Genomic DNA, 20,664 nt, shown 5'->3' with positions numbered 1-20,664 from the left:
GAACGGAGTTCCGGGGTTCCTCGGGGAGCGGACTTGTCGCGGCGACGTTGGTCTATGGGCAATCCCTGAGAAAGGGGGAAGCACCATGGTCGAGAACGTCATGACCAACGCCGGCTATTGGCGGGATCGAGCCGCCAAGACACGTGCCAAGGCGGAGTTGTTCAGATACCAAAACTCACGTGCGAATCTTCTGAAGATCGCCGAAGAGTACGATCGTCTGGCCAACTATGCCGAGCAGCAATTACTGCGCGCACCGAGAGTAAACCTGTCCGGCCGATCTCCTTAACGGCAGGAGCCTTTGGACATTGGGCCGTCTTAGCCGGTGCGTGCGCCGCACGTCACGCTGGCCAATCGAGCCTCAGCCCCGATAGGCAAACAGCTCGATCGGCTCGCTGAAACCGCGCACCAAATGCTCGCCGACATGCTCGAGCGCGAAATCGTGCGAGACCAGATCGGCGAAGGCGCGCGACAGCAGCACGTTTCGTCCCAACTGCTTGGTCAGAGCCTCGAGCCGCGAGGCCATGTTCACCGCGGGGCCGATCACCGTGAAGTCGAGCCGACTGCGCGATCCGATATTGCCGTACATGACGTCGCCGACATGGACGCCGATGCCGTAATTCATCGGCGCCCGGCCCATCATGCTGTTCTTTTCGCTCAGCGCCGCCATCGCCTGCCGCGCCTCGGACACCGCGTGCAGCAGTTTGGCGCAGGCCCCGGGATCGCTGAGCGGGAAAATCGCAAGCAGACCGTCGCCGATGAATTTCAGGATTTCCCCGCCGTGCCGCGCAATCGGCTCCGACATCGCGTCGAAATAGTCGTTGAGGAGATCGATGACATCGTCGCGCGGCCAGGAGTCCGAGATCCGGGTGAAGTCCCTGAGGTCGCAGATCATGATCGCGGCGCGGACCGTGGTGCCGCTGCCCCGCCGCGTCGCACCCGCCAGGATCATCTCGCCAGCATGGGTGCCGACATAGGTCTCGAGCAGCGTCCGCGCCAGGCGGTTCTTCATCCGGATTTCGCTGACCAGCGCCAGCACCGGCAGCACCTTGCGCAGCTCGGCGATGTCAGCGTCATCGAAACCGCCGGACCGGTCGGTCGCGAAGGTCACGACATGCCGCTTGCCGAGCGTATGCAGCAGCGGCCACGCCACATAGTCGGTCAGGCCTTGCGCGCGCATCTCGTCAAAGAGCGCATGCGTGCGGCCAGGCGCCCGTTCGAGCCGCTCGCGCACTTCGCCAGCGCCCTGGTGGATTTCGTAGACCGGGCTGCCGATATATTCCGAGCGCTCCCTGACCTCGTAGTCGACCCGCGTGATCTCGGCCTCGCGCTTGCCGTCGCCCCAGATGATCCGGGCGCCGAGCCATTGCGGATGCTGGATCAGCAGATTCATCGTCGCCCGCTTGAGCGGGATGCCCCTGCCCTGCAACCGGATGCAAAGCTCGGCGAAGATATTGTCGATGAAGCGCTCGTCGCGGGTCTCGTTGGTCAGCCAGGCCACCACGTCGCCGCCAGACTGCGGCGTGACGGACTCGATGTTGGGGGCGTTCATGGCTTGCTCCGGAGCGGCAGGTGGGATCGGCACGCGATATGTCGTGCTTCTGCCCGGCAACGTCAACGCCACCAGCGGTAACGTGATCGGGCGTACCGGTGGTCAGGGCTCTGAATGCCCGCCCTGTCCTGCACTGCGCGTGGTGTGGTGAGGACGGACGCCGCACTGCCAAAATATCGAAAACAACCCCATGCAAAGGTGCCGGCGGACACGGCAACTGTCCGGCGACACCGCAACTTGACTCGTCGGGCAAATCAGCGGTACGATTCCATTATTCAGAAATCGTATCGATTCAGCCTACCCCCCTTCCCGCCCTAGCCGTCCAGCCGGTCGACCTCGGCCTTGCCGGCCTTCATCACCAGCGGGATGTGCTCGCCTTGGCCGAGCAGGCAACCCACGTCGCGCAGCGGGTTGCCCTCGACTACCAGCAGGTCGGCGAACGCCTCCGGCGCGATGCGGCCGAGCTTGCCTTCCATGCCGAGCACCTCGGCGCCGATGATGGTCGCGCTGGCGATCACTGCCTGCGGGCCGATCAGCTCGGCGCGGATCCGGAACTCGTCGCTCTGCAGCCGCTGCGACGGTCCGAGCAGATCGGTGCCAAATCCCATCTTGACCCCGGCCTCGCGATAGATCGCAAGCGAGCGTAGCCCAGCGTCGCGAACGTCGGCGATCTTGGCGACGCTCGCCGCAGGCAGGCCGTACTTCGCGCCCTCATTGGCCAGCGCCTCGTAGGTGACCAGGGTCGGCACCACATAGGCGCCCTGCTCGGCCATCAACCGCGCGGTCGGAAGGTCGATGAGATTGCCGTGCTCGATGGTGCGCACGCCGCAGCGTATTGCCCGCTCGATCGCCTCCGCCGTGTAGGCATGCGCCAGCACATAGGTGTGCCGCGCTCTCGCCTCCGCGACGATGGCGCGGATCTCGTCCTCGGAATAGCCGTAGGCGCCGATCGGATCGGTCGGCGACGCAACGCCGCCGGACGCCATGATCTTGATCTGGTCGGCGCCCATCTGCAGCTCCTCGCGCACCGCCTTGCGCACCGCATCGACGCCGTCGACGACGCGCGCGATGGCGCCGACCCGCACGCAGCAGGAGCAGGTCGGGTCGGCCAGATAGTCCGAGCGGGCGCGCCCGTCGCCGTGGCCGCCGGTCTGGCTGAGCGCGCGGCCGGAGACGAACAGCCGCGGGCCATCAGTGAGACCGGTGTCGATCGCCTGCTTCAGCGCATAGCCGGCGCCGCCGGCATCGCGCACGGTGGTGAAGCCGCGCTTCAGCATGCCGCGCAACAGCATGGTCGAGCGCAGCGTCACCAGCACGTTGGCCATCCGCGCCTGCTGCGACAAATCGAGCTCGACCGCGACCGCATGCACATGCAGGTCGATCAGGCCGGGCATCAGCGTCTTGCCCTTGAGGTCGATGACCCGATCGGCGGAAGCCTCGATCGGCCGATCGGACACTTCCTTGATCAAGCGGTCCTCGACCAGCACGTGGTGTCCTTCGAGCAGATCGGAGCGCAGGGGATCGAGCAGCGCGGCATTCTTGAAGAGGATGGTGGACATGAAAGGTCTCCTGTCAGCGCGTAGCTCGTATGATCACGCGGCTTCGCTTGCGATGTCTTCCAGCGACCGGCCGCGCGTCGGCACGCCCATCAGCACGACGGTCAGCGCGCCAATCAGGAGAACGGACGTGGTGACGCCGAACACACCGGCAAAGCCGAAATTCGGATAGAGGTAGCCGACCAGGATCGGCGCTGCGATCGCGCCGATCCGGCCGATCGCGGATGCGAGCCCCGCCCCCGTGGTCCGGATCGATGTCGGAAACACTTCGGCCGTGTAGGCATAGACGCCGGCATAGGTGCCGTTCATGAAGAACGACAGCAGCAGGCCGGCCGCCATGATCTCCGCATCGCTCTTGGCAAAGGCGAGCCCGAGCGCGCTGGCGCCGCCGAGCAGCATATAGGTCGCAATCGTCGCCTGCCGTCCGATCCGCTCATTGAAAAAAGCGGCGGTGAAATAGCCCGGCACCTGCGCGCAATACATCGCGAGCGAATAGCCAAAACTCTTGGTGATGCTCATGCCGTTCTGCACCAGCAGGCCGGGAATCCAGACGAAGAAGGAATAGTAGCTGAAGGTGATCGACAGCCACATGATCCAGGTCATGGTGGTGATGCGCGCCTGCCGGCCGGCGAGCAGCGCGGCAAAATTGCTCACCAGCGTTCCCGACGAGGCGACTGGCGCGGCTGGCTCGGCTACCGCCGGCGGCAGCGCGCGGCCCTCGCGCGCGAAGCCGGCCTCGATCCGGTCGAGCACCGCTTCGGCCTCCTTCGCCCTGCCCCGGCTTTCCAGCCAGCGCGGCGATTCCGGCAGCGATCTCCGCCACCACAGCAGCATCACGACCGGTATAGCCGTGATGACGAGCACGATGCGCCAGCCGTTCTCATAGGCGGGCACGATGAAATAGCCGAGCAAGGCGGCGGCGACGAAGCCGAACGAGAAGAAGCCCGCCAGCGCGCCGGTGAAGGCGCCGCGGTAACGCCGCGCCACGAACTCGGCGAGGTAAGGCGCTATGATCGCGCTCTCCGCGCCGGTGCCCATGCCGGCGACGACGCGGGCGGCAAAGAACGCCGGCCAGCTATCCACCGCCGCGCTGACCAGCGAGGCCGCGCTGTAGAGCGCGAGCGCCGACATCATCACCGCGCGGCGGCCGATCAGGTCGCCCAGCGTCCCCGCGAGCAGCGCGCCGAACAGATAACCGACGAAGGTGCTGCTGCCGAGCACGCCGGTCTCCACATTGGTCAGTCCCCAGGCGGTGCGGAGCACCGGCAGGATGAACGCCAGCACGGCGGCATCCATCGCGTCAAAGAGATAGCCGAGGCCGCCCATCAGCAGCAGGTGCACGTGGAACCGCGCGAACGGCAGGCGCTCGATGCGCGCCGAGATCATCGACATGAAAGTCCCCCCTCGCCCCGCGGCGGCACGCGCCACAGGGGCAGCCGGGGAATGATAGACAAACCAATATTATCCGAATAATTTATAATCGTTATCTGGCACATCACCCTTGTGAATATTGCTCGTGTCCTTCCGCACGCTCGATCTCAACCTGCTGAAAGTCTTCGAGGCGCTGATGACCGAGGGCAGCGTCACGCGCGCCGCCAGCGCGCTGACCATGACGCAGCCCGCGGTCAGCAACGCGCTCGCGCGGCTGCGCGACGCGCTGGGCGATCCCCTGTTCGTGCGCAGCTCGAGCGGGATCCGCCCGACGCAGCGCGCCGTGGCGCTGTGGCAGCCGATCGGCGATGCCCTTGAACATGTCCGCCACGCCCTCGATGAGGACGCCTTCGATCCGCGACAGACCCAGGCCGAATTCATCCTGTCGATGTCCGACTACGTGGCCTCGCTGGTGATGCCGCGGCTGCTCAACCGCTTCAGTGAAGTGGCGCCGTCCGCGCGCATCCACACCGTGCCCAACACCATCCTGGAGATCGGCGACCGGCTCGAGGACAACCGCGTCGATTGCGTGCTGAGCGTCTATGTCAACGAGGCGCAGCAGCCGCCGGCCGTGATCCGCTCACGCTCGCTGTGGACCGTCGAATATGCCTGCACGATGCGGCGGGACCATCCGCTGGCCAGGCAGAAGCGGCTCAACACGCGGAGCTTCCTTGCCGCCAAGCATGTCGATGTCAGCCTCGCCGGCAAGACGCTGCCGACCTACGACCAGTTTCTCGCCTCGCGCGGGCTGTCGCGCAATCTGGTCGCGACCGTCAACCACTACAATGCCGCCTACGAGATCGTGCGCCAGTCCGACCTGATCGCCGTGCTGCCGCGCGATCTCAGCGCCCAGTCCCGCCACGCGCCCCATCTGCACGCCATGCCGGTGCCACTGCCGGCGCCGCCGCGCATCGTCAGCCTGTTCTGGCACCAGCGCAACGACACCGTCCCCGCGCAACGCTGGCTGCGCGAGACGCTGGTGGAGATGTTCGCAAGGATGGAGTGACGCGGTGGGATTGGGGCATGCGGACGAACCCGGCTCCCGGACACCGGTGATCCCCGTAGCGGCACGGGATGCTGATTAACGCTCCCACAACCCGGGTTTGGTTTCCGATTGACGGCATCGGGGACCGGGGTGGTAGGTTGTCGCCATTTCATGTGGCCATTTGAATGCGCGAGTTATTGGAACAATATCAGCTTTTGCTGGCGCCCTTGATCTTCGTGCCGTTCGAGCAACTCTTTGCAGCGAGGCAGCAGAAGATCTTCAGGCGTGGTCTTTCGACCGATATGGCCTTCCTGTTTCTCAACGGCTGGCTGGTGTTCGTCGGCGTGACCGCGATCATCGCACTGGCGACGCTGGTCAATCAATCGATCCTGCCCTCGGCCGTCAAGCAGGCGGTCAGCGATCTCCCGTATTGGGCTCAGGCGCCCATCGCGATCGTGATCGGGGATCTCGGCGTCTACTGGACCCACCGCATCCTGCATGTCGTGCCCGCCATGTGGCGCATCCATGCCGTTCATCACGCCGTCGAAGAGCTGGACTGGCTCGCCGCGATCCACCAGCACCCGCTTGACGTGACCTTCATGAAGGTTGGTTCGCTGTTTCCGCTGTTCGCGCTCGGTTTCTCCGCGGAGGCGATCGGGACCTATCTTGCGATCTACTACTGGCAGTCCTGGCTCGCGCACGCCAACGTGCGCCTGGGCTACGGCCCGCTACGCCACGTCCTGGTATCGCCGGAGTTTCATCACTGGCACCACAGCAGCGAGCGGGAAGCCAGGGACAAGAACTACGCCGGGCTGTTCTCGTTCTACGATGTGCTGTTCGGCAGCCTCTATCTTCCGGAAGGGCAGAAGCCGACGGCATTCGGCGTCGATCATCCGATGCCCACGAGATACCTGGCGCTTTTGGCCTATCCATTTTTCGCATGGGCCTCGATGCTCAAGCGCGACGATCCGTCGGGCACCAGGCGCCCGGTTGGCGCGGAGGCTGTGCCCGGCACGGCAACGCCGCCGGCGCACCAGGACGGCTGATCGTGATGATCTTCGCCGCGGACTGTTCGCGATCAGGACACTAGCCTCCAACGGTTGCAGATTTTCGCAATCCCTCGCCTGTAGCTGTCTCGCCGGCCTCTTGCCGGTATCTCGTCCAGATCAGCGCGATCACGGTTGCGCACATCATGGGGCCGAGAGGCGTGCGCACGAACGGGAAAGCGTATCCCAATACGAAGACGACGCTGACAGCGATCCGGAAGGCGCTTCGACCCGAACGCGACGCGAGGCGGCCCGCGCTGGCGTTCATGAGAAAGAGCAACGCGACCACCAGGATCGGCATATCGTAGATCGCGAAGTAAGGAGAAATCAGCGGCGTTGCCGCCAGGAGGCTCGCGGCCTTTACGGCGAAGCTGACATGGCTGCGCCAAATGATCAGCACCCCGATCGCAACGACCGATGCGATGGCGACGTGGACCGCCATCGCCAAACCGTAGCCAAGGCCGGCGTCTCTCAAGAGCCCGTACACACTCTGCAGTTTGTACCATGGCAGCGCGCCACTGAGGTGGAATTGCGTCGTGGCGAAGGTGGCGGCGGCGCGGAATCCATCGAAGGTATCCCAACCGAAGATCAGCCCGGCGAGCAGCAGGAGGACCGGAATCACCAGAGCGGCGGTGATGACGACGCGCCAACGTCCGGTGGCGATCAGCACGAAGGGAAGCAGCACGCCATACTGAGGTTTGAAGATGAGCAGCGCGATCAGGATTCCACTGAGAAGCGGACGCCTGTCCAATGTCAGCAGGATGCCGCCGAGCAGCGATGCGGCGAGCAGTGCGCTTTGGCCGGAAATGAAGTCGTAGAATACTGGCGGAGCAGCGAGTGCCAGCAGCAGCGCGGCGGAGCGCGGCCGGATGGCATGAACGACGAGCAGCCAGCAAGACAGCTTCGCTGCGCTCCAGACCCAGAACGCGATCGGAAACGGCAGCAGCGCCAGCGGCGCCACAACCAGGAAAAACACCGGCGGATAAAAGAACGGAACCGGTACCTGATCGTAAGGATACGGAGCGTGATTGAGGGATTGCAGCCGGAGAACAAGTTGCTGATGCAGCTGCTCCCAATCGTAGGCCGCCGCCGCATGGCCTTCGAGCGCCATCGCGCCCGCGCCCCAGAAACATGAAAAATCGATTCCGGCCTGGCCGCCACCACCGACAAATGCCGGTATCGAAACCAGGATCGAGACCCCGAGCAAGACAGCGCAGGCAACCATCAGCGCCGGGTCATCTCCTGCAGAAGCGTCCCAGTGCAAAATTTTCTTCATATCCTCTGAAACGGCTCAATCATGAAATGGCGCAATCTACCATTGCACTCGCGGGCCGAGCAACGGAACGCCGGCGGCGGCTGGAGCTGTTTGCGCGGATAGGGTGAAGAAGCGGGTGTCGAATGGATGAGCGGGCTGTGGCCTAGCTTCGCTCACGTCGCTACGATGGAGTTTTCCGGGCTTGCCGAGCCGTGGGTCGCGAAGCGCCTCATGCCTCGCCGATACAGCCCGCCGTCGCCCTTCGGGCTATGGCGTGGCAGCCTTCACTCACTTCGCTACGATGGAGTTTTCCCGGCCTGCCGAGCCGTAGCTCGCGAAGCGAGCGAAGGCTGGTGGGGGAGGCAGGACTCGAACCTGCGAAGCCATGAGGCGGCTGATTTACAGTCAGCTCCCTTTGCCACTCGGGACACTCCCCCGTCCAACAGCATCAGACCGGCCGCGCGAGTGGCGGCGGACCGGTCATCGAAATGACGCTGATAACCGGCCGACCCGAAGCGGGTGCGCGGTCGGGCGCGTTTATGGGGGAAGGCGGTCCCCAAAGTCAACCAAGCCAGCCATCTAATTGGGATACTTTTGCAGGCTCGGGCGATCTCTGTTCCAAAGTAGCGAGTCTTGCGGCTAGATTCTTGTTTTGTCGCGCTTTCTTCACGCGAACCGGACCCCCACTTCGCTCGAAAACGCTGTGTAAAATTGCCAATATTCAGGAGCCGTGACACAAGCCTCACATGAGCGATCGCGACCGCAAACCCAATTTCCGAGGCAAGGGCGGTAAACCCTTCCAAAAAGGGCCGAAATTCGGCCGCCCGCCGGCCCGGCGGGAACGCGAATCCGGTTCCGACGGGCCGGTGATTCTGTACGGCTGGCACACCGTGTCGGCGGCGCTTGCCAACCCCGACCGCCATATCCGCAAGCTTTACCTCACCGAGAACGCGGCCAAGCGCCTCGCCGACGAAGACATCGCGACCCGCGTCACCCCCGAGATCGTCCGGCCCAGCGAGATCGACCGGCGCCTCACCCCCGATGCGGTGCATCAGGGCCTCCTGGCGGAGGCCGATCCCCTGCCCTCGCCCGGCATCGACACGCTGGCGCTGGAGGGCATCGTGCTGGTGCTCGACCAGATCACCGATCCGCACAATGTCGGCGCCATCCTGCGCTCGGCCGCGGCGTTCGCGGTGAAGGCGATCGTCACCACCGCCCGTCACAGCCCGGAGGCGACCGGCGTGCTGGCGAAGTCCGCCTCCGGCGCGCTCGAGCTGGTGCCTGTTGTCACCGTGCAGAACCTGGCGCGCGCGCTGAACGAGTTGAACGAGCGCGGCTTCCAGACCGTCGGCCTCGACAGCGAGGGCACCGAGGATCTCGGCAAGGCCGCGCTGCAAGCGCCGCTCGCGCTGGTGCTCGGCGCCGAAGGCAAGGGCTTGCGGCAATTGACGCGCGAGACCTGCCGCGTCGTCGCCCGCCTCGACATGCCCGGCGAGATCAAGAGCCTCAACGTCTCGAACGCGTGTGTGCTCGCGCTCTATATCGGCGCCAGCCGGCTCGGGCTGATGTGAACGACAAACGCCCGCTCGCGTGACGCGAACGGGCGCTGATGTCTCGAACTGACGATCGGATCAGTAGTAGCGGCGCAGCACCGGATGGCCGTAGCGGCCGTAGCGATAGCCGTAGTGCGAACGATAGCCGTAGTGATGGCGGTAGCCGTAGTGACGGTAGCCATAGCGGCGATAGCCGTAATACGGGCGGCCGTAACCTTCGCGGTAGTACGGGCGCGGCGCCCAGTTGCCCGGACCGGTGTAGGTCGGTCCCTGGTTGACGTAATAGTACTGCTGCGCCGCGCTGGGATAAGCGGCATCCGGGTCGGGCAGACGTTCGACGGTCCCGTAGCCGTAGCCGCCATAGTAGCCACCGCCGCAACCACCGCAGCCGTAATTCACGACGGGCGCGGAATAGCCGCAAGGGTTGAAACCGCACGCCATTGCGGGCGCGCTCAGCATGACGGCCACCGCCGCAATCAGTCCTTTGATCATTTGACGCATTACTCTCTCCTGTAGGTCTCTCTGTTCGTCGCGTAGCTCTTGATGGCTATTCAGAACCCCCGTTTCGCGGGGCTCTTGATTTCGGGCAGTCGATGTCAGAATCCTCGGGGTCGCGGTGGCCGCGGGAATGGGCGCGGCAGCGGCCGCGGCCCGTTGAACTCCGGCGCGTAGATCACCGGCGGCGGATCGACCGGCACGTTGGACTGTGCCGGCAGCGGAGCCGATTCCGCCCCCCACGATTGATGGTAGCTCTCGGCCGGCTTGGGCAGGCGGCGGTTGGCCGGCGGCTCGATCTCGAGGCGGCCGTAACCCGGCATGCGGCCGAGGCTCGGATAATAGTGGCCGACATTTGGCTGGGGATCGATCGGGCGGCCGCCATAGACGGTCGGCACCATCGACTCGTTGCGAGCGAGCCCCATCGCGCTTTCGACCACGGCGTAGGAGGCGTCGACGCCGTTAATGATGATCGGCACGCCGGGCCGCACCGGCACGACAATGTCGAAGCCGCCGCCGGCCAGCGCCGTCGAGCTCATCGCAGCCAATATCGCCAGCGCAAGACTTGCGCGCATGTTCACCCAGCGTCCCGAATTGTTCCACCACAACCTAATCCAACGGCTTGGCGGAAGGGTTAAGGACGCCGGCCAAACTGCCGGTAAGCCTAACGCGTAAGCATCGGCATCCGGTCAATGCGGCCGTGCGGAATCAGAAATCGTTAACGGGCGCCGAAGTGCCGCCTCTCCCCGTTCTTACGGGGAGAGGGTTGGGGTGAGGGGCTCCGCGGATACGGTGATAGCTACGTTTACGGAGAGTCCCCCTCACCCGGAACGCATCTGACGATGCGTTCCGACCTCTCCCCGCACGCGGGGCGAGGTGACGCAGACTCTGTCGCTCAAATCGACGCAACGTCATCTTGCTTCGGGAAGCCGCCGACCCGTCAGGTGAAGGCGTTCTCGACGATCGCGTGGACGCCGATCGCGATCGTGACCGCGCCGACCGCCATTTGCAGGCCGCGATTGGCCCAGGTCAGCCAGCGCGCCGAGGCTGCGAGCGGCACCGCGATCACGCTGGACAGCACGCCCATGCCGATCATGGAGCCGATGCCGAACAGCGCGACATAGCCGAGCCCGATCACCGGACTTGGGGCCTGCGACACCGTCAGCACCAGGAGCGCCGCCGAGCCGGCCATGCCGTGCATCAGGCCGACCAGGAGCGTGCGCCAGCGGAAGCCGTGCGCATGGCTGTGCGCGGCGCGGACGTGCGGCACGGTGGACGCACGCGCCACGGTGGACGCAAGCGCCACGGTGGATGCGGCTTCACCGGCATGGCTGTGGGCGTGGAAGTGCGTGGTGCCGTCGCCGTGCGAATGGGTGTGGAAGTGCACGCGGTCGCGCCACAGCCGCCACCACACATGCGCGCCGAGGCCGACCAGCATGATACCGACCGCGGTCTCGATCGGCTGTGCGACCGTTTCCGGGATCGCGCGCCCGAGCAGGATCGCGGCGCCGGCAAAGATGAACAAAGTGAGCGTGTGGCCAAGTCCCCAGGTCAGCCCGTGCTTGACGATGTCACCGACATGGCTGCGGCGGGCCGCGATGCTCGATACCGCCGCGATATGATCCGGCTCCAGCGCATGCTGCATGCCGAGCAGAAAGCCAAGACTCAAAATTCCGAACATCAATCCCCCGCGTCGGCACCGACATCAGTCCGTTCACCGCTGTACACGCAATTCTCGTCAAAGGCAGCATGCTCCGGAACGCATCATGCGCACGAACCTGCAGAACTTCACACTGCTTTAAACACAGGGCAAGGCCGCGCTGGAACAGGCACGGCACCGCGAAATTAGCTCTCGACGACGAGAGGAGATTTCGCATGACACAATTCAAAATCCTCGGCGCAGCAGCCCTGCTCGCCTCGGCGCTGGCGAGCCCGGCGATGGCGCAACAGACGATCGGCACCCCCGCGCGCTGCTCGAACGCCTGGCCGGACGCCCGATGCCAGGCTATGGCACCGGCCACCACCCGCACCGCCTATCACCAGCGCATCGATCGGCGGGACCAAGGCTGGCAGGGCAGCTACAACCGCTATGACCCCGGCCCGTTCGCGCCTGTCGACGCCGCGGCCCGCGTGGCCGGTGGCGTCGTCGGCGGCGCGGTCGGCACGGCGGCTGCGGTCGCCACCGCCCCGTTCGGCGGCCCCGACTATGCCCGCGCCCCGATCGGCGGCGCCGAATATGCGCGGCAGAACGGCTTTGTCTGCACCCCCGGCACCTGGTTCCGCGGCAGCGACGGCCGCCAGCATCCCTGCCAGTAGCTCAGCTGATTAGGCCGACGGCGCAAAAGGCGGCCCGCGGGCCGCCTTTTGCTGTCGGGCCGATACGGGGGCGCGATCGCTTCTCGCCTGCTCGGTTCAACCTTGGTTCTGGCTCTGGCGCGCCAAGTCTGCTATGCGAGCGCGCAAATCATTCCCAATTCGCCGGCTTAGCTCAGCGGTAGAGCAGCAGTTTTGTAAACTGAAGGTCGGGGGTTCAATCCCCTCAGCCGGCACCAATTGGCTTGGATTTCCGCCATCTGGCCGCCGCGACACAGCTTCAGTCTGCCGAGATCGACCGTCGACCGCAGCAGCCCCGCCAGCTCGCAGGCGAATACGGCAGTTCCGAGCATGGGGAAGCGTGCTTCGACGCTGCAGCGCTGTCCAGAGCATGCTTCTTCGATGCCGACGCCGAAGCAGTCCGCTGCTGCAAATCCCTTGATGACCCCGTGAACGCCGACCGTCCTGCGGCCGATGCTGCCTTCAAACTGAAGTGCCTGGGCATCGCGTCCTCCATCAGATATGCGCGGCCTATGCCGCGTCGTTCCCGGTGCGATTCGACACGTCGTCGCGATTCAATCAAAGCGCATCGCCTGATTGCCCACAATGTACAGAGCGAGCCGTAGTATTCCGGTCGCCGGGAGTGCCACGTCGTCGATCGCGCTCACCGCTAGCCAATGCAACGACCCTGCGCTTCGCAATGTTTTGCAGGAAGCGCTAGCGAGAACGTTGAGTCATCTCGCAACGACTACTTGTGATTTTGTTCCCGCTGGCTATTGTTCCGGCACTTTCATCTTTGGGAATTTCAAAATGAAGATTGTTTTCTGCACCGCGATTGTCTTGTCCACACTGGCCGTCGCTCCGGCGAGCGCCAGGGAGCGCAATGACAGCCCTCACTCCCAGGCCTGCATGGCCAAGAACGGCTTCAATCTCGATATGTGGCGCGCGCACTCCGCAGGCACCGACGCGCAGGTCCTGAGATACATCCAGTGTCGGGATCGGGTGTCCGCAGCACAGGCCAAGGCGATCGGCATTCGCGACCATAACTTCAGCGCGGGCTATCGATGATGCTCGAGGGTGAGATGAAAATCGGACTCGCCCTTGCCTTCCTTGCCATCGGCTGCATCCCGGCAAGCGCCGCAGGCTGGACCTGCTCCGCCCCGGGTCTGATCTCCGGGTCGTATGATGGCGGCGATAGCGCCTACATCCATCTCACCGGCTTCCCGAACGGCAACAACTATCCTGTCGCGAAGAAGGGCAGCCGGGCCACCGGCACGACGAAGATCGGCACCCGCTTCGTCTGCACCCAACGCTAAGGCACACCGCCAATCCTGATCGGCCTGAAATTATCGCCGACCAGACTTCACCATTTGAGGAATCACCATGAGATTGCTGATCTTGCTCGCAACTTTCGCCGCCACCATTTCGGCGGCCACCGCCGAAACCGCTGTCGAGCGCCAATGCGCGTCGGGCAAATGCACCTGCACCTACATCGCGTCGACCTGCAAGACCTGGAATCGCACCCATGGCGGCGACCTCGCCATCTGCGACAGCTACCGCGAGAGCTGCCTGCAGAGCGGCCGGTGGGACGACAGGAATCGCCACATCGACGTGGTGGTGAAGCGCTGAGGCAGTTCGCCCTTTCCGAACCGGCGCTGCGCCGCAGGGCCGGTTCGGAAAGCCGCTGCGACACTCCCCTGGCAGGAATCGTGGGATCCTTCCCGTAGGATCACCCATCCCTCGCCTTGCTTCTGTCCTTGCGGCCCCAAACGGGGTATGCAGAATGCGGGGTGGGACTCTGCCAATGACCTATTTGATCCTTGCCCGAGATGGCACCAGCCGAATCGTGCTGAAGCGCGACAGCGAAGACGCGGCCGAGAAGAAGGCTCGCGAGCTGAAGGAGATGGGCTGGTTCGAAGTCGAGGTCCGCGAGGACAAGACGGCGCCGGTCACGTCGGCTCCCCCGGCGGATCGTCCACCGACGCTGCAATGACGCTTTGATGAACCTTTGCCGGGTGGCCCTTACAGATATGTGAGGAGCCGCCACCATGTCCGACACAGCACATTACCGCTTCCAATCCGATCAGGCGCGACGGCTGGCCCGGCAGGTGACCGACGCCGCGGTGCGCGAGAAGCTGCTCGAAATGGCCGAGGAATATGGCCGCTACGCCGACCTGATCGAGGCCCGCAGCATCGAGCGGGTACCCGCTGCGGTAGCGGCCCATTAGGCTGGCCCCCGCCCCGTTCCGGACGGCTTACCGGTTCGTCCTCTCCTGATGCTCGTCCTCAAGGTGAGGCCAAATCCGCTCGACAACGCCCTGAGGATTTGTTCGGAACGTTATGCCCTTTCACGCGATTTTCCTCGCATGAGGGTCCGCGAATCCGACCGCAATTTGCTGCTTCTGGGCACGTTCACGCTGCTCAGCGTGGCCGCTGCCGGCCTCGTCGCCCTGTTCGATCCGGCGCCCGCGCCGGCGAACCCCGCACCGCGGCCGGCCGCGAATCAAGCATCGGCGGACGGTCAGCCTCCGGTCCGGATCGTCGGTACCCCGTTCGTCCCGAACACCAATCCCCGTCAACGCTGACCGTCCACGCCCGCGCGGCGTGTCACAATTATGTCACCGCGCCTACCAAACAGGCGTCTTCGTCAACCATCATGATGGCGAGCGCTTGATTCCGCGCGGTTGCTTTGCTGGAATCCGCGCGCTCAGGGTGCGCCATGAAGTGGATGAAAGAACGCGATCTCCTGATCGCGCAGACAATGGCTTTCGTACAGTCGGTGAAGGGCAAGCTGCCCGACGCCGAGCTGCCGGCGCCTGCCCCACGGACGGCGGCGGCGCCTGCCGCCCAGCCGGCCGCCACGCCGCCTGCCGCTACACCTGCCCCCGCCGCCGCGTTGCCGATCGCCGCTGAACAGGCCTTGGCCGAGGCGGTCGCCACGCTCAGCGTCAAGGCTGAGGTGCGGGCTGCGGTCGTGCCGCCTCCGCTTCCGGCGCCGACCGTGATCGAGGGCCTGCCCCCCGCTCCGTCGCCTTTGGCGGTGACGGTCGTCGAAGTCCCGCCTCAACCGGCGCAGCTGCCGCACTTTGCCAGGCTCGACATCAGCGGCGACTTCGGATCCGAGGTGCGGGAGCGGGTTGCCAATTTCCGCGCACAGCAGCAGCGCTTCCTGAAGGAGCGCGAGGAATATTGCACCACGACCATGGCCAAGGTCCGCGCTGCGATCGACGAGCTGCCGCGCTCGGGCAAGTAACGCAGCCCCATTAGACCCCGGACTGTGCGTTGGGCATCAGCCGCGCGCGCCCGACTTCACCGGCTCGGTCAGGAAGCGTCCGCTCGATCGCGTCAATGCCGGCTCCTCCACTGCATCGAGGGCGGGCTGCTCCCCTTCCAGCATGGATCGCAATCCGGCGATCGCCTTGGTCATGCGTTCGGCGTATTTCACCGCGGCGCCGTCGACGAACTCTCGATCCTTTGGCTTAGGTTTGGCGACCCGCAGCTCCAGATGCGTCATTCCGTTTGGACCGTCCAGAACGGCGCGAGTCATTACGATCCGCGGCGCGCCGGGAATCGGAAGCGTGATGCCCACCGTGAAATAATCGGGCGGGCGCCAATCGAGCATCTCCTCAACGACGGTATGGTTGCCGTGCATGCAGTGGTTCCTGGTGCCGGGACCGCGTCGTCCCTTGCCGGAATCCTCGACGATGGTGTCGGCGTCCCACCATTTCTGCCATTGCCCGGGCACGGTGAAAAACTCCCAAACCGTCTGCCGCGGCGCGGCGATGTCGAATTCCAGCATGACGTAGGCATCGTCGCGCGTCACCTGCATCCGGGTTTGCGCGTCTTCCTGCCGCCACGCCGCTTCCAGATCGCGCGCCCACAGCGTCACGTCGCCGATGACGTCGATGGTTTCGCGATGGGCGATGAGACCCTGCGCGACCGGATCGACACCCATCGCGCGGATGGCCGCGTCGCTGTAGAGCGCGTAGGCGCGCCCGCCGATCTTCTCAGCAACCGTGTTCTTGAGCAGCCGGTGGACCAGAATGACGTCGCGCCCGGCGAGCTCCTCCCTGCCGCCCATCTTCTGCTTCACCATCTCGCCATGATGGATAACGAACTTGAAATCGAGATCGCCCATCGCGACGCAGGCCTGACACTCGCAAGTCGAGGCCTGGCGCACGCTGCGCAGGCGCCGGCGGAATTTGAAATAGGCGCCCTCGATCGCGTCCTGCAGCAGCGAGCCGTCGATCGTCTCGGCGGTGGTGTAGACGAACGCGGCGTCGCCTTCGAACTTGGCGAGGCGGAACGGCGGGCGCAGCGCTTTCACCACCGTATCCATGAAATCGGCGATGATATCCTGCGCATGGTCGAGCTCGACCGCCGCGAGGAAGTTGGTATAGCCGGAGATGTCGGCAATCGCGAAATAGGCCGCTTCAGCCTTCGGAAGCATGGGGACCTCCTGCGCAACCGGTTCACGCCCAATCGGGCGGACGCGCAGTCTGTCATACCGCGCCGCCCGAGGTCGAGGACCAAAGCAACCCTGGGCGTGCGCTAGCGGCCGCCGATCTTCTCCAGCACCGGCAGCAGGTGCGTGAGAAACTCGCCCGGATTCTCGCTCATCGGGAAATGGCCGAGGCCCTTCATGATGGTGGCCTCAGCTCCCGCAATGCTGTTCGCCACCGCCAGCGTCTCTTCCGGCGTGCAGGAATAGTCGTACTCGCCCGACAACAGAAACAGCGGGCAACGTCTGGTGTCGATCTCGGCGACGCGGGCCCGGATGTCGCCGTCGATCTTGTAGAAATAGAGGTCGCCCTTGAACACGCCGGGCCCGCTCTGCATGTAATGCCACAGCGTCTCCCACCGCTCCTTGTCGGGCGCGTCGGGGCCGACGAGGCCCGAGACGATGGCGGCGGCGACCTCGCCGCCATGCACGTCCGGCCGGTGCAGGAAGTTCAGGTCGTAATAGGGATCGACATGCGCGCCGGCCTGCAGGCCGATGATGGCGCGGAAACGTTCGGGATGCTCGAGCGCGAGATGCAGCGCGATCCGGCCGCCGATCGAGCAGCCGATCACGATCGGCCTGTCGAGGTCGAGCGCGTCCATCACCGCCAGGATCATGGTCGTATATTGCGCGGAGGTGAGCTGGTACTCCTCGTCGTGCCAGCCCTGCGGCGGCGACGACTTGCCGTGCCAGGGCATGTCGAAGGCGATGACGCGATGGTTGCGCGTGACGCGCGCATCGTTCATCAGGCCGCGATATTGCCGCCCGTCCGCGCCCGCGGTGTGCAGGCAGAGCAGCGGCGTGCCCTCGCCCGCCTCCTCGACATAGACGCGGTGGGCCCGGCCGAACAGCTCCAGATGCATGTAACGGCCGACGATCGGTTCGAACCTGGCGCTCATGCGGCCACTCCCTCGCGGCGCAGCTTGCCGAGCGCCTCCTTGAAGTAGCGCAGGTTCGCCATGAAGATCTGCAGCTCGCCCTCAGCCTTCAGCACGCGGCGCTTGATCAGCGCCATCAGGTCGTTCGAGCCCGGCGGCGGCCGCTTTTCGCAGAACCGGTCCCACTCCGCCTGCGAGGTGCGCAGCGCAAACGACGACGAGGGCATCACGAACGGGCCCTTCGTCACCGCGACGATCCGGCCCTCATGGATCGCGATCAGCCAGGCGGCCGCGCCGATCTCGAGCAGGAATGTCGTGGTGAGGTAGCGGCCGCGCCGCACCAGGCCGGCGTCGCCGTTGACCCGTTCCTTCAGCGTGTCGATCATATCAGCTCCCCCCGATCGCGGCCCGTCCGCGCAGGGCGCGGCGGGCGCTTGTTCTGCCGGCAATGATGGGAGGAATGCCGGTGCCGTCAATCGCCAGCGGCGCCGCGCGGCTCCGGCGTTTTCGCGTGGCCGCCACATACAGATTTTGGCGAGAGCCGGGTGATCTAAAGCCAAGATATCTAAAGCCAGGACCAGACCAGCGCCACATTGGCGGCGCAGGCCGCGAGCAGCGCAACCGCAAGCGCGAGCTGCACGCGTTCGTAAGGGGGCTGGTGGATTGCTCTCATGGGCCGGAGCATCCGGCGATTCTACCCGGAGAGTCCCGGGGATTCTTTTTTCGGGGGTTTACCACCCGTTAAGGACTCAAGGCCCTTCCGCGAAAGAACCGAAATGACTCATATTTTCAGATGCTTGCCGCGGATGCTCGCTCACGGTTCCGTGACCGGAACGGCGATATTGCCTGAAACCCAAAACGGGGGCTGGCGTTGTCGGTTGTTTGGGGAACGACGAATGCCGTACGCGCTGTTTTATCAGGACGCCAAGCTGAGCAAGGCCTACCCGACCGAGGCGGATGTCTGGACACTGGCCAGGAAATCCGGCCTGGTGGTGGATGCCATCTCCGGAGAGGAGGAGTCCGCGCCGCGCCCGGTGCTGGATAACGACTACGAAATCCGGCCCTGTCAGCTCGAGCCGAACGAGGATCCGGCCAAGAACAAGGCCGATGCCGATCGCGAAGCACGCCTGGAGCCGCGGTTGAACTGATCAGACGGCAGGCTGGCCGGCGCGCAGCGGCGGGCCGAGGATGCAATCGGTGCGGTCGCCCGCGCCTACGGCGTGGCCGTCGCCAGCGAGGCCTGTTCGGCGGCGACCGAAACGCAAATCTTCCGCCGATGCAGACCCCGGATCGCGCCGGTCACCTTGAGCACCTTGCCAGCCGAGCAGGACGCATCCTGCACGAACACGACCTCATAGGGCGCGAGCGCCAGGGGTTCGGATTTGAGGATAGTCTGGGCAAGGCACGGCACGGAGACCGCAGAGAGGATCAGCCCTAACGCAAAACTACGCATGTTCGTTTGTCCACCAGCCCGGCGATCGCATAATAGCGCAGCACGATGAAAGTTCCGTGCAATGCAGGAATTATTTTTTGCATTGCACGATCAGGCCTGAACATCAGGTGAATGTGGGGTCGTAGCCCGGATGGCGCGGAGCGAAATCCGAGACTTCCTTCGTCGGGTCGGCTGCCCCGGATTACACTGCGCTCCATCCGGGCTACGGGTTCACCGCATCCGTCGTCATTCCGGGGCGAGCGGCTGGCCAACAAAAAAGGCCGACCCGAAGGCCGGCCTTTCATTGATGCGATGAAGCCGCGATCAGTAGCGGGAGCCGACCGGGCCACCCCAGCCGAAGCGGTAGTTGACCCCGAGCTTGACGGTATGTTCGTCGTTCCGGAAGCTCGTCCCGACGAGGTCGGCCGGGCCGCTGGTGAAGTTGGTCTTGCCGAAATTGTAGTACTGGTACTCGGCCTTCGCCGACCAGTTCGGGGCGAACATGTATTCGAGGCCCGCGCCGACCGTGTAGCCGTCCTTGTGGCCGCCATCGGTGGTGAAGGACGCCGGCACGCCGCCGACCGACGCGGTGATGTTGTTGTTGTCGCGCCAGGCATAACCGCCCTTGGCGTAGAGCAGCGCCGGACCCCAGGTGTAGCCGAGGCGGCCGGTCACCGAACCGATCTGGTCGGTGTTGCCGGTCACCAGCGTTCCGCCCGGGAGCAGCACGCCATTGTTCGAGGAGCTGGGCAGCCAGGAATACTGCGCCTCGGCGCCCATCACCCAGTTCGGGGCGAACTGATAGTCGAAGCCGCCCTGCACGCCACCCATGAAGCGCGCGTCGCTGCCCATCAGGTTGTTGCCGTCGGTGAACGCGCCGCCGACATGGCCGCCGATATAGAAACCGGTCCAGTTGTAGACGACGGCGGGGGCGGTATAGGGCGGCGGTGCCTTGGTATAGGTGCGGGCCGGCATGTCAGCCGCAAACGCAGGGCCCGCAAGGGCGGCCAGCGCGACTGTGCCGAGCAAAAACTTCTTCATTTCTGATCCCCGTTACTAACGCTGCGCTGTAAAGCCAAACAACGTGACCTCAATTAGGTTGCTTTGGGGCAATGCCGCACCCGTGATGTTTCCGAGCTGTGACAGGGTCGCAACAACGCCCGTTTGTTCCCTGGCACAGAAGATTTTTTTCACCGGTTAAGCAGCCGCATCTCGGCTGGATGTAAGTCGCAGACGGCTAAAGTGAAGTTCAACGCTCCCCGAAAAGTGATCGGAGTTCGCTAACGTTTCGATCAGGCTTGCGACAAGCCGCCGCGCAGAAGCGAGATCAGATCGCGCTCCTGCTTCTTGTTCGGGCATGATCCTTTCGGAAAAACCGCTTCACACTTTTCCGGATCATGCCTTAGCGCGGCATCTTTTCCAGTTCCGGAAATGCCGCGTAGGACGCGCCGGCGCAGGGCTCGGCGGGGTTGTCGAGGATGCGGTCGAGCCGGCCGTCGACAAACAGGACACCGCGCTCCCGGGCGGGGCGGTAATTGCCGTCGGTATCCTTCGCGCTGTAGGTGGTGTGGACTCTAAGGATTCCCTTTTGAGAGCAAATCAGATTCAAGGCTTCTTTTTGGGAGGCGGCCTTGGGTGTGATGGAGCGTTTGGTGTTGAGCGACGCGGCC

26 protein-coding genes, 2 tRNA genes and 1 pseudogene are annotated in these 20,664 nt (G+C 64.7%); 15 read left to right on the top strand and 14 right to left on the bottom strand.

Annotation, left to right across the window (positions count from 1 at the left end; genetic code table 11):
* The first annotated feature begins 85 nt into the window (after positions 1-85).
* Positions 86-286 (top strand): hypothetical protein, encoded by a 201-nt coding sequence (locus ACZBJS_RS32210; RefSeq protein WP_057019610.1) that lies wholly within the window; start codon positions 86-88, stop codon positions 284-286.
* Between the two features lie 72 nt (positions 287-358).
* Here ACZBJS_RS32210 and ACZBJS_RS32205 read toward each other — a convergent pair whose 3' ends face one another.
* The 3 genes from ACZBJS_RS32205 to ACZBJS_RS32195 all read right to left on the bottom strand — a co-directional run bounded on the left by ACZBJS_RS32205 (position 359) and on the right by ACZBJS_RS32195 (position 4,497).
* Complete coding sequence (locus tag ACZBJS_RS32205) at positions 359-1,549, bottom strand: adenylate/guanylate cyclase domain-containing protein (protein WP_316397695.1); 1,191 nt, start codon at positions 1,547-1,549, stop codon at positions 359-361.
* 314 nt (positions 1,550-1,863) lie between these two features.
* Positions 1,864-3,108, bottom strand: coding sequence for a metal-dependent hydrolase family protein (locus ACZBJS_RS32200; protein ID WP_141339679.1), 1,245 nt, complete (start codon positions 3,106-3,108; stop codon positions 1,864-1,866).
* Positions 3,109-3,141: 33 nt separating this feature from the next.
* On the bottom strand, positions 3,142-4,497 hold the full coding sequence (locus ACZBJS_RS32195; protein ID WP_057019613.1) for an MFS transporter: 1,356 nt from the start codon (positions 4,495-4,497) through the stop codon (positions 3,142-3,144).
* 118 nt (positions 4,498-4,615) lie between these two features.
* Here ACZBJS_RS32195 and ACZBJS_RS32190 point away from each other — a divergent pair, with 118 nt between their 5' ends.
* Together ACZBJS_RS32190 and ACZBJS_RS32185 are read left to right on the top strand one after the other, a co-directional pair.
* Positions 4,616-5,542 (top strand): LysR family transcriptional regulator, encoded by a 927-nt coding sequence (locus ACZBJS_RS32190; protein WP_316397696.1) that lies wholly within the window; start codon positions 4,616-4,618, stop codon positions 5,540-5,542.
* 164 nt (positions 5,543-5,706) lie between these two features.
* Positions 5,707-6,567, top strand: coding sequence for a sterol desaturase family protein (locus ACZBJS_RS32185; protein WP_246786611.1), 861 nt, complete (start codon positions 5,707-5,709; stop codon positions 6,565-6,567).
* A 40-nt stretch (positions 6,568-6,607) separates the two neighbouring features.
* Here the strand turns inward: ACZBJS_RS32185 and ACZBJS_RS32180 are convergent, their stop codons facing one another.
* Together ACZBJS_RS32180 and ACZBJS_RS32175 are read right to left on the bottom strand one after the other, a co-directional pair.
* Positions 6,608-7,678, bottom strand: a complete 1,071-nt coding sequence (locus tag ACZBJS_RS32180; protein ID WP_229189346.1) for a glycosyltransferase family 87 protein — start codon at positions 7,676-7,678, stop codon at positions 6,608-6,610.
* A 495-nt stretch (positions 7,679-8,173) separates the two neighbouring features.
* Positions 8,174-8,259 (bottom strand) — tRNA-Tyr (locus tag ACZBJS_RS32175).
* Between the two features lie 309 nt (positions 8,260-8,568).
* Here ACZBJS_RS32175 and rlmB point away from each other — a divergent pair.
* Positions 8,569-9,393, top strand: a complete 825-nt coding sequence (rlmB, locus tag ACZBJS_RS32170) for a 23S rRNA (guanosine(2251)-2'-O)-methyltransferase RlmB (RefSeq protein ID WP_168856706.1) — start codon at positions 8,569-8,571, stop codon at positions 9,391-9,393.
* A gap of 60 nt (positions 9,394-9,453) precedes the next feature.
* On the opposite strand, the gene ACZBJS_RS32165 is transcribed toward rlmB, so the two are convergent.
* The 3 genes from ACZBJS_RS32165 to ACZBJS_RS32155 form a co-directional block, all read right to left on the bottom strand.
* Positions 9,454-9,876 (bottom strand): hypothetical protein, encoded by a 423-nt coding sequence (locus ACZBJS_RS32165; protein ID WP_316397697.1) that lies wholly within the window; start codon positions 9,874-9,876, stop codon positions 9,454-9,456.
* Between the two features lie 95 nt (positions 9,877-9,971).
* Positions 9,972-10,445, bottom strand: coding sequence for a hypothetical protein (locus ACZBJS_RS32160; protein ID WP_057019618.1), 474 nt, complete (start codon positions 10,443-10,445; stop codon positions 9,972-9,974).
* Positions 10,446-10,810: 365 nt separating this feature from the next.
* Positions 10,811-11,551, bottom strand: coding sequence for a sulfite exporter TauE/SafE family protein (locus ACZBJS_RS32155; RefSeq protein ID WP_057019619.1), 741 nt, complete (start codon positions 11,549-11,551; stop codon positions 10,811-10,813).
* 194 nt (positions 11,552-11,745) lie between these two features.
* On the opposite strand from ACZBJS_RS32155, the gene ACZBJS_RS32150 reads away from it, so the two are divergent.
* The 10 genes from ACZBJS_RS32150 to ACZBJS_RS32105 all read left to right on the top strand — a co-directional run bounded on the left by ACZBJS_RS32150 (position 11,746) and on the right by ACZBJS_RS32105 (position 15,436).
* Positions 11,746-12,186 carry a hypothetical protein gene (locus ACZBJS_RS32150; RefSeq protein WP_316397698.1) on the top strand — a complete coding sequence of 147 codons (441 nt, stop codon included), beginning with the start codon at positions 11,746-11,748 and terminating at the stop codon, positions 12,184-12,186.
* A gap of 161 nt (positions 12,187-12,347) precedes the next feature.
* Positions 12,348-12,422 (top strand) — tRNA-Thr (locus tag ACZBJS_RS32145).
* 6 nt (positions 12,423-12,428) lie between these two features.
* Complete coding sequence (locus tag ACZBJS_RS32140) at positions 12,429-12,809, top strand: hypothetical protein (protein ID WP_316397699.1); 381 nt, start codon at positions 12,429-12,431, stop codon at positions 12,807-12,809.
* Between the two features lie 184 nt (positions 12,810-12,993).
* On the top strand, positions 12,994-13,251 hold the full coding sequence (locus ACZBJS_RS32135; protein WP_028335372.1) for a hypothetical protein: 258 nt from the start codon (positions 12,994-12,996) through the stop codon (positions 13,249-13,251).
* A gap of 14 nt (positions 13,252-13,265) precedes the next feature.
* Positions 13,266-13,499: a hypothetical protein gene (locus tag ACZBJS_RS32130; RefSeq protein WP_168856709.1), complete on the top strand. Its 234-nt coding sequence runs from the start codon at positions 13,266-13,268 to the stop codon at positions 13,497-13,499.
* A gap of 67 nt (positions 13,500-13,566) precedes the next feature.
* Positions 13,567-13,812 (top strand): hypothetical protein, encoded by a 246-nt coding sequence (locus ACZBJS_RS32125; protein ID WP_076831538.1) that lies wholly within the window; start codon positions 13,567-13,569, stop codon positions 13,810-13,812.
* A 175-nt stretch (positions 13,813-13,987) separates the two neighbouring features.
* The gene (locus ACZBJS_RS32120) at positions 13,988-14,176 is read left to right on the top strand and encodes a hypothetical protein (RefSeq protein ID WP_057019624.1); all 189 of its coding nucleotides are present in this window, start codon (positions 13,988-13,990) and stop codon (positions 14,174-14,176) included.
* 55 nt (positions 14,177-14,231) lie between these two features.
* Positions 14,232-14,411 (top strand): hypothetical protein, encoded by a 180-nt coding sequence (locus tag ACZBJS_RS32115; RefSeq protein WP_229193508.1) that lies wholly within the window; start codon positions 14,232-14,234, stop codon positions 14,409-14,411.
* A 48-nt stretch (positions 14,412-14,459) separates the two neighbouring features.
* The gene (locus ACZBJS_RS32110) at positions 14,460-14,768 is read left to right on the top strand and encodes a hypothetical protein (RefSeq protein ID WP_229193507.1); all 309 of its coding nucleotides are present in this window, start codon (positions 14,460-14,462) and stop codon (positions 14,766-14,768) included.
* 134 nt (positions 14,769-14,902) lie between these two features.
* A complete protein-coding gene (locus tag ACZBJS_RS32105) occupies positions 14,903-15,436 on the top strand; it encodes a hypothetical protein (RefSeq protein ID WP_168856712.1) in 534 nt (177 codons plus the stop codon).
* A 36-nt stretch (positions 15,437-15,472) separates the two neighbouring features.
* Here the strand turns inward: ACZBJS_RS32105 and ACZBJS_RS32100 are convergent, their stop codons facing one another.
* The 3 genes from ACZBJS_RS32100 to ACZBJS_RS32090 all read right to left on the bottom strand — a co-directional run bounded on the left by ACZBJS_RS32100 (position 15,473) and on the right by ACZBJS_RS32090 (position 17,948).
* Entirely contained in the window at positions 15,473-16,633 is a 1,161-nt protein-coding gene (locus ACZBJS_RS32100) for a DUF2652 domain-containing protein (protein ID WP_168856713.1), read from the bottom strand.
* A 101-nt stretch (positions 16,634-16,734) separates the two neighbouring features.
* Complete coding sequence (locus tag ACZBJS_RS32095; protein ID WP_316397700.1) at positions 16,735-17,583, bottom strand: alpha/beta fold hydrolase; 849 nt, start codon at positions 17,581-17,583, stop codon at positions 16,735-16,737.
* Entirely contained in the window at positions 17,580-17,948 is a 369-nt protein-coding gene (locus tag ACZBJS_RS32090; RefSeq protein WP_063790153.1) for a hypothetical protein, read from the bottom strand. Before ACZBJS_RS32090 ends, ACZBJS_RS32095 begins: the two co-directional genes overlap by 4 nt.
* Positions 17,949-18,458: 510 nt before the next feature.
* Here ACZBJS_RS32090 and ACZBJS_RS32085 point away from each other — a divergent pair.
* Complete coding sequence (locus ACZBJS_RS32085; protein ID WP_076831552.1) at positions 18,459-18,710, top strand: hypothetical protein; 252 nt, start codon at positions 18,459-18,461, stop codon at positions 18,708-18,710.
* A gap of 65 nt (positions 18,711-18,775) precedes the next feature.
* On the opposite strand, the gene ACZBJS_RS32080 is transcribed toward ACZBJS_RS32085, so the two are convergent.
* From ACZBJS_RS32080 to ACZBJS_RS32070, 3 genes and pseudogenes are all read right to left on the bottom strand, one after another.
* A complete protein-coding gene (locus tag ACZBJS_RS32080) occupies positions 18,776-19,015 on the bottom strand; it encodes a DUF6719 family protein (protein WP_057019632.1) in 240 nt (79 codons plus the stop codon).
* Positions 19,016-19,318: 303 nt separating this feature from the next.
* Positions 19,319-20,035 (bottom strand): outer membrane protein, encoded by a 717-nt coding sequence (locus ACZBJS_RS32075; RefSeq protein ID WP_057019633.1) that lies wholly within the window; start codon positions 20,033-20,035, stop codon positions 19,319-19,321.
* 361 nt (positions 20,036-20,396) lie between these two features.
* Positions 20,397-20,664 (bottom strand): annotated as a pseudogene (locus ACZBJS_RS32070) (hypothetical protein); the annotation flags it as partial.

Source organism: Bradyrhizobium sp. KZN70725 (genome assembly GCF_055264925.1).
Note: the sequence above shows the minus strand (reverse complement) of the source record. Positions and strands in the feature narration are given on the sequence as shown.

Bases quoted from the DNA above. Each gene is read 5' to 3' on its own strand.
- ACZBJS_RS32085 (WP_076831552.1), top strand. From the start codon at position 18,459: ATGCCGTACGCGCTGTTTTATCAGGACGCCAAGCTGAGCAAGGCCTAC.
- ACZBJS_RS32115 (WP_229193508.1), top strand. From the start codon at position 14,232: ATGTCCGACACAGCACATTACCGCTTCCAATCCGATCAGGCGCGACGG.
- ACZBJS_RS32160 (WP_057019618.1), bottom strand. From the start codon at position 10,445: ATGCGCGCAAGTCTTGCGCTGGCGATATTGGCTGCGATGAGCTCGACG.
- ACZBJS_RS32105 (WP_168856712.1), top strand. From the start codon at position 14,903: ATGAAGTGGATGAAAGAACGCGATCTCCTGATCGCGCAGACAATGGCT.
- ACZBJS_RS32090 (WP_063790153.1), bottom strand. From the start codon at position 17,948: ATGATCGACACGCTGAAGGAACGGGTCAACGGCGACGCCGGCCTGGTG.
- ACZBJS_RS32210 (WP_057019610.1), top strand. From the start codon at position 86: ATGGTCGAGAACGTCATGACCAACGCCGGCTATTGGCGGGATCGAGCC.
- rlmB (WP_168856706.1), top strand. From the start codon at position 8,569: ATGAGCGATCGCGACCGCAAACCCAATTTCCGAGGCAAGGGCGGTAAA.
- ACZBJS_RS32075 (WP_057019633.1), bottom strand. From the start codon at position 20,035: ATGAAGAAGTTTTTGCTCGGCACAGTCGCGCTGGCCGCCCTTGCGGGC.
- ACZBJS_RS32165 (WP_316397697.1), bottom strand. From the start codon at position 9,876: ATGCGTCAAATGATCAAAGGACTGATTGCGGCGGTGGCCGTCATGCTG.
- ACZBJS_RS32130 (WP_168856709.1), top strand. From the start codon at position 13,266: ATGAAAATCGGACTCGCCCTTGCCTTCCTTGCCATCGGCTGCATCCCG.
- ACZBJS_RS32180 (WP_229189346.1), bottom strand. From the start codon at position 7,678: ATGGCGCTCGAAGGCCATGCGGCGGCGGCCTACGATTGGGAGCAGCTG.
- ACZBJS_RS32155 (WP_057019619.1), bottom strand. From the start codon at position 11,551: ATGTTCGGAATTTTGAGTCTTGGCTTTCTGCTCGGCATGCAGCATGCG.
- ACZBJS_RS32095 (WP_316397700.1), bottom strand. From the start codon at position 17,583: ATGAGCGCCAGGTTCGAACCGATCGTCGGCCGTTACATGCATCTGGAG.
- ACZBJS_RS32135 (WP_028335372.1), top strand. From the start codon at position 12,994: ATGAAGATTGTTTTCTGCACCGCGATTGTCTTGTCCACACTGGCCGTC.
- ACZBJS_RS32205 (WP_316397695.1), bottom strand. From the start codon at position 1,549: ATGAACGCCCCCAACATCGAGTCCGTCACGCCGCAGTCTGGCGGCGAC.
- ACZBJS_RS32100 (WP_168856713.1), bottom strand. From the start codon at position 16,633: ATGCTTCCGAAGGCTGAAGCGGCCTATTTCGCGATTGCCGACATCTCC.
- ACZBJS_RS32110 (WP_229193507.1), top strand. From the start codon at position 14,460: ATGCTCGTCCTCAAGGTGAGGCCAAATCCGCTCGACAACGCCCTGAGG.
- ACZBJS_RS32125 (WP_076831538.1), top strand. From the start codon at position 13,567: ATGAGATTGCTGATCTTGCTCGCAACTTTCGCCGCCACCATTTCGGCG.
- ACZBJS_RS32185 (WP_246786611.1), top strand. From the start codon at position 5,707: ATGCGCGAGTTATTGGAACAATATCAGCTTTTGCTGGCGCCCTTGATC.
- ACZBJS_RS32150 (WP_316397698.1), top strand. From the start codon at position 11,746: ATGACACAATTCAAAATCCTCGGCGCAGCAGCCCTGCTCGCCTCGGCG.
- ACZBJS_RS32080 (WP_057019632.1), bottom strand. From the start codon at position 19,015: ATGCGTAGTTTTGCGTTAGGGCTGATCCTCTCTGCGGTCTCCGTGCCG.
- ACZBJS_RS32195 (WP_057019613.1), bottom strand. From the start codon at position 4,497: ATGTCGATGATCTCGGCGCGCATCGAGCGCCTGCCGTTCGCGCGGTTC.
- ACZBJS_RS32120 (WP_057019624.1), top strand. From the start codon at position 13,988: ATGACCTATTTGATCCTTGCCCGAGATGGCACCAGCCGAATCGTGCTG.
- ACZBJS_RS32200 (WP_141339679.1), bottom strand. From the start codon at position 3,108: ATGTCCACCATCCTCTTCAAGAATGCCGCGCTGCTCGATCCCCTGCGC.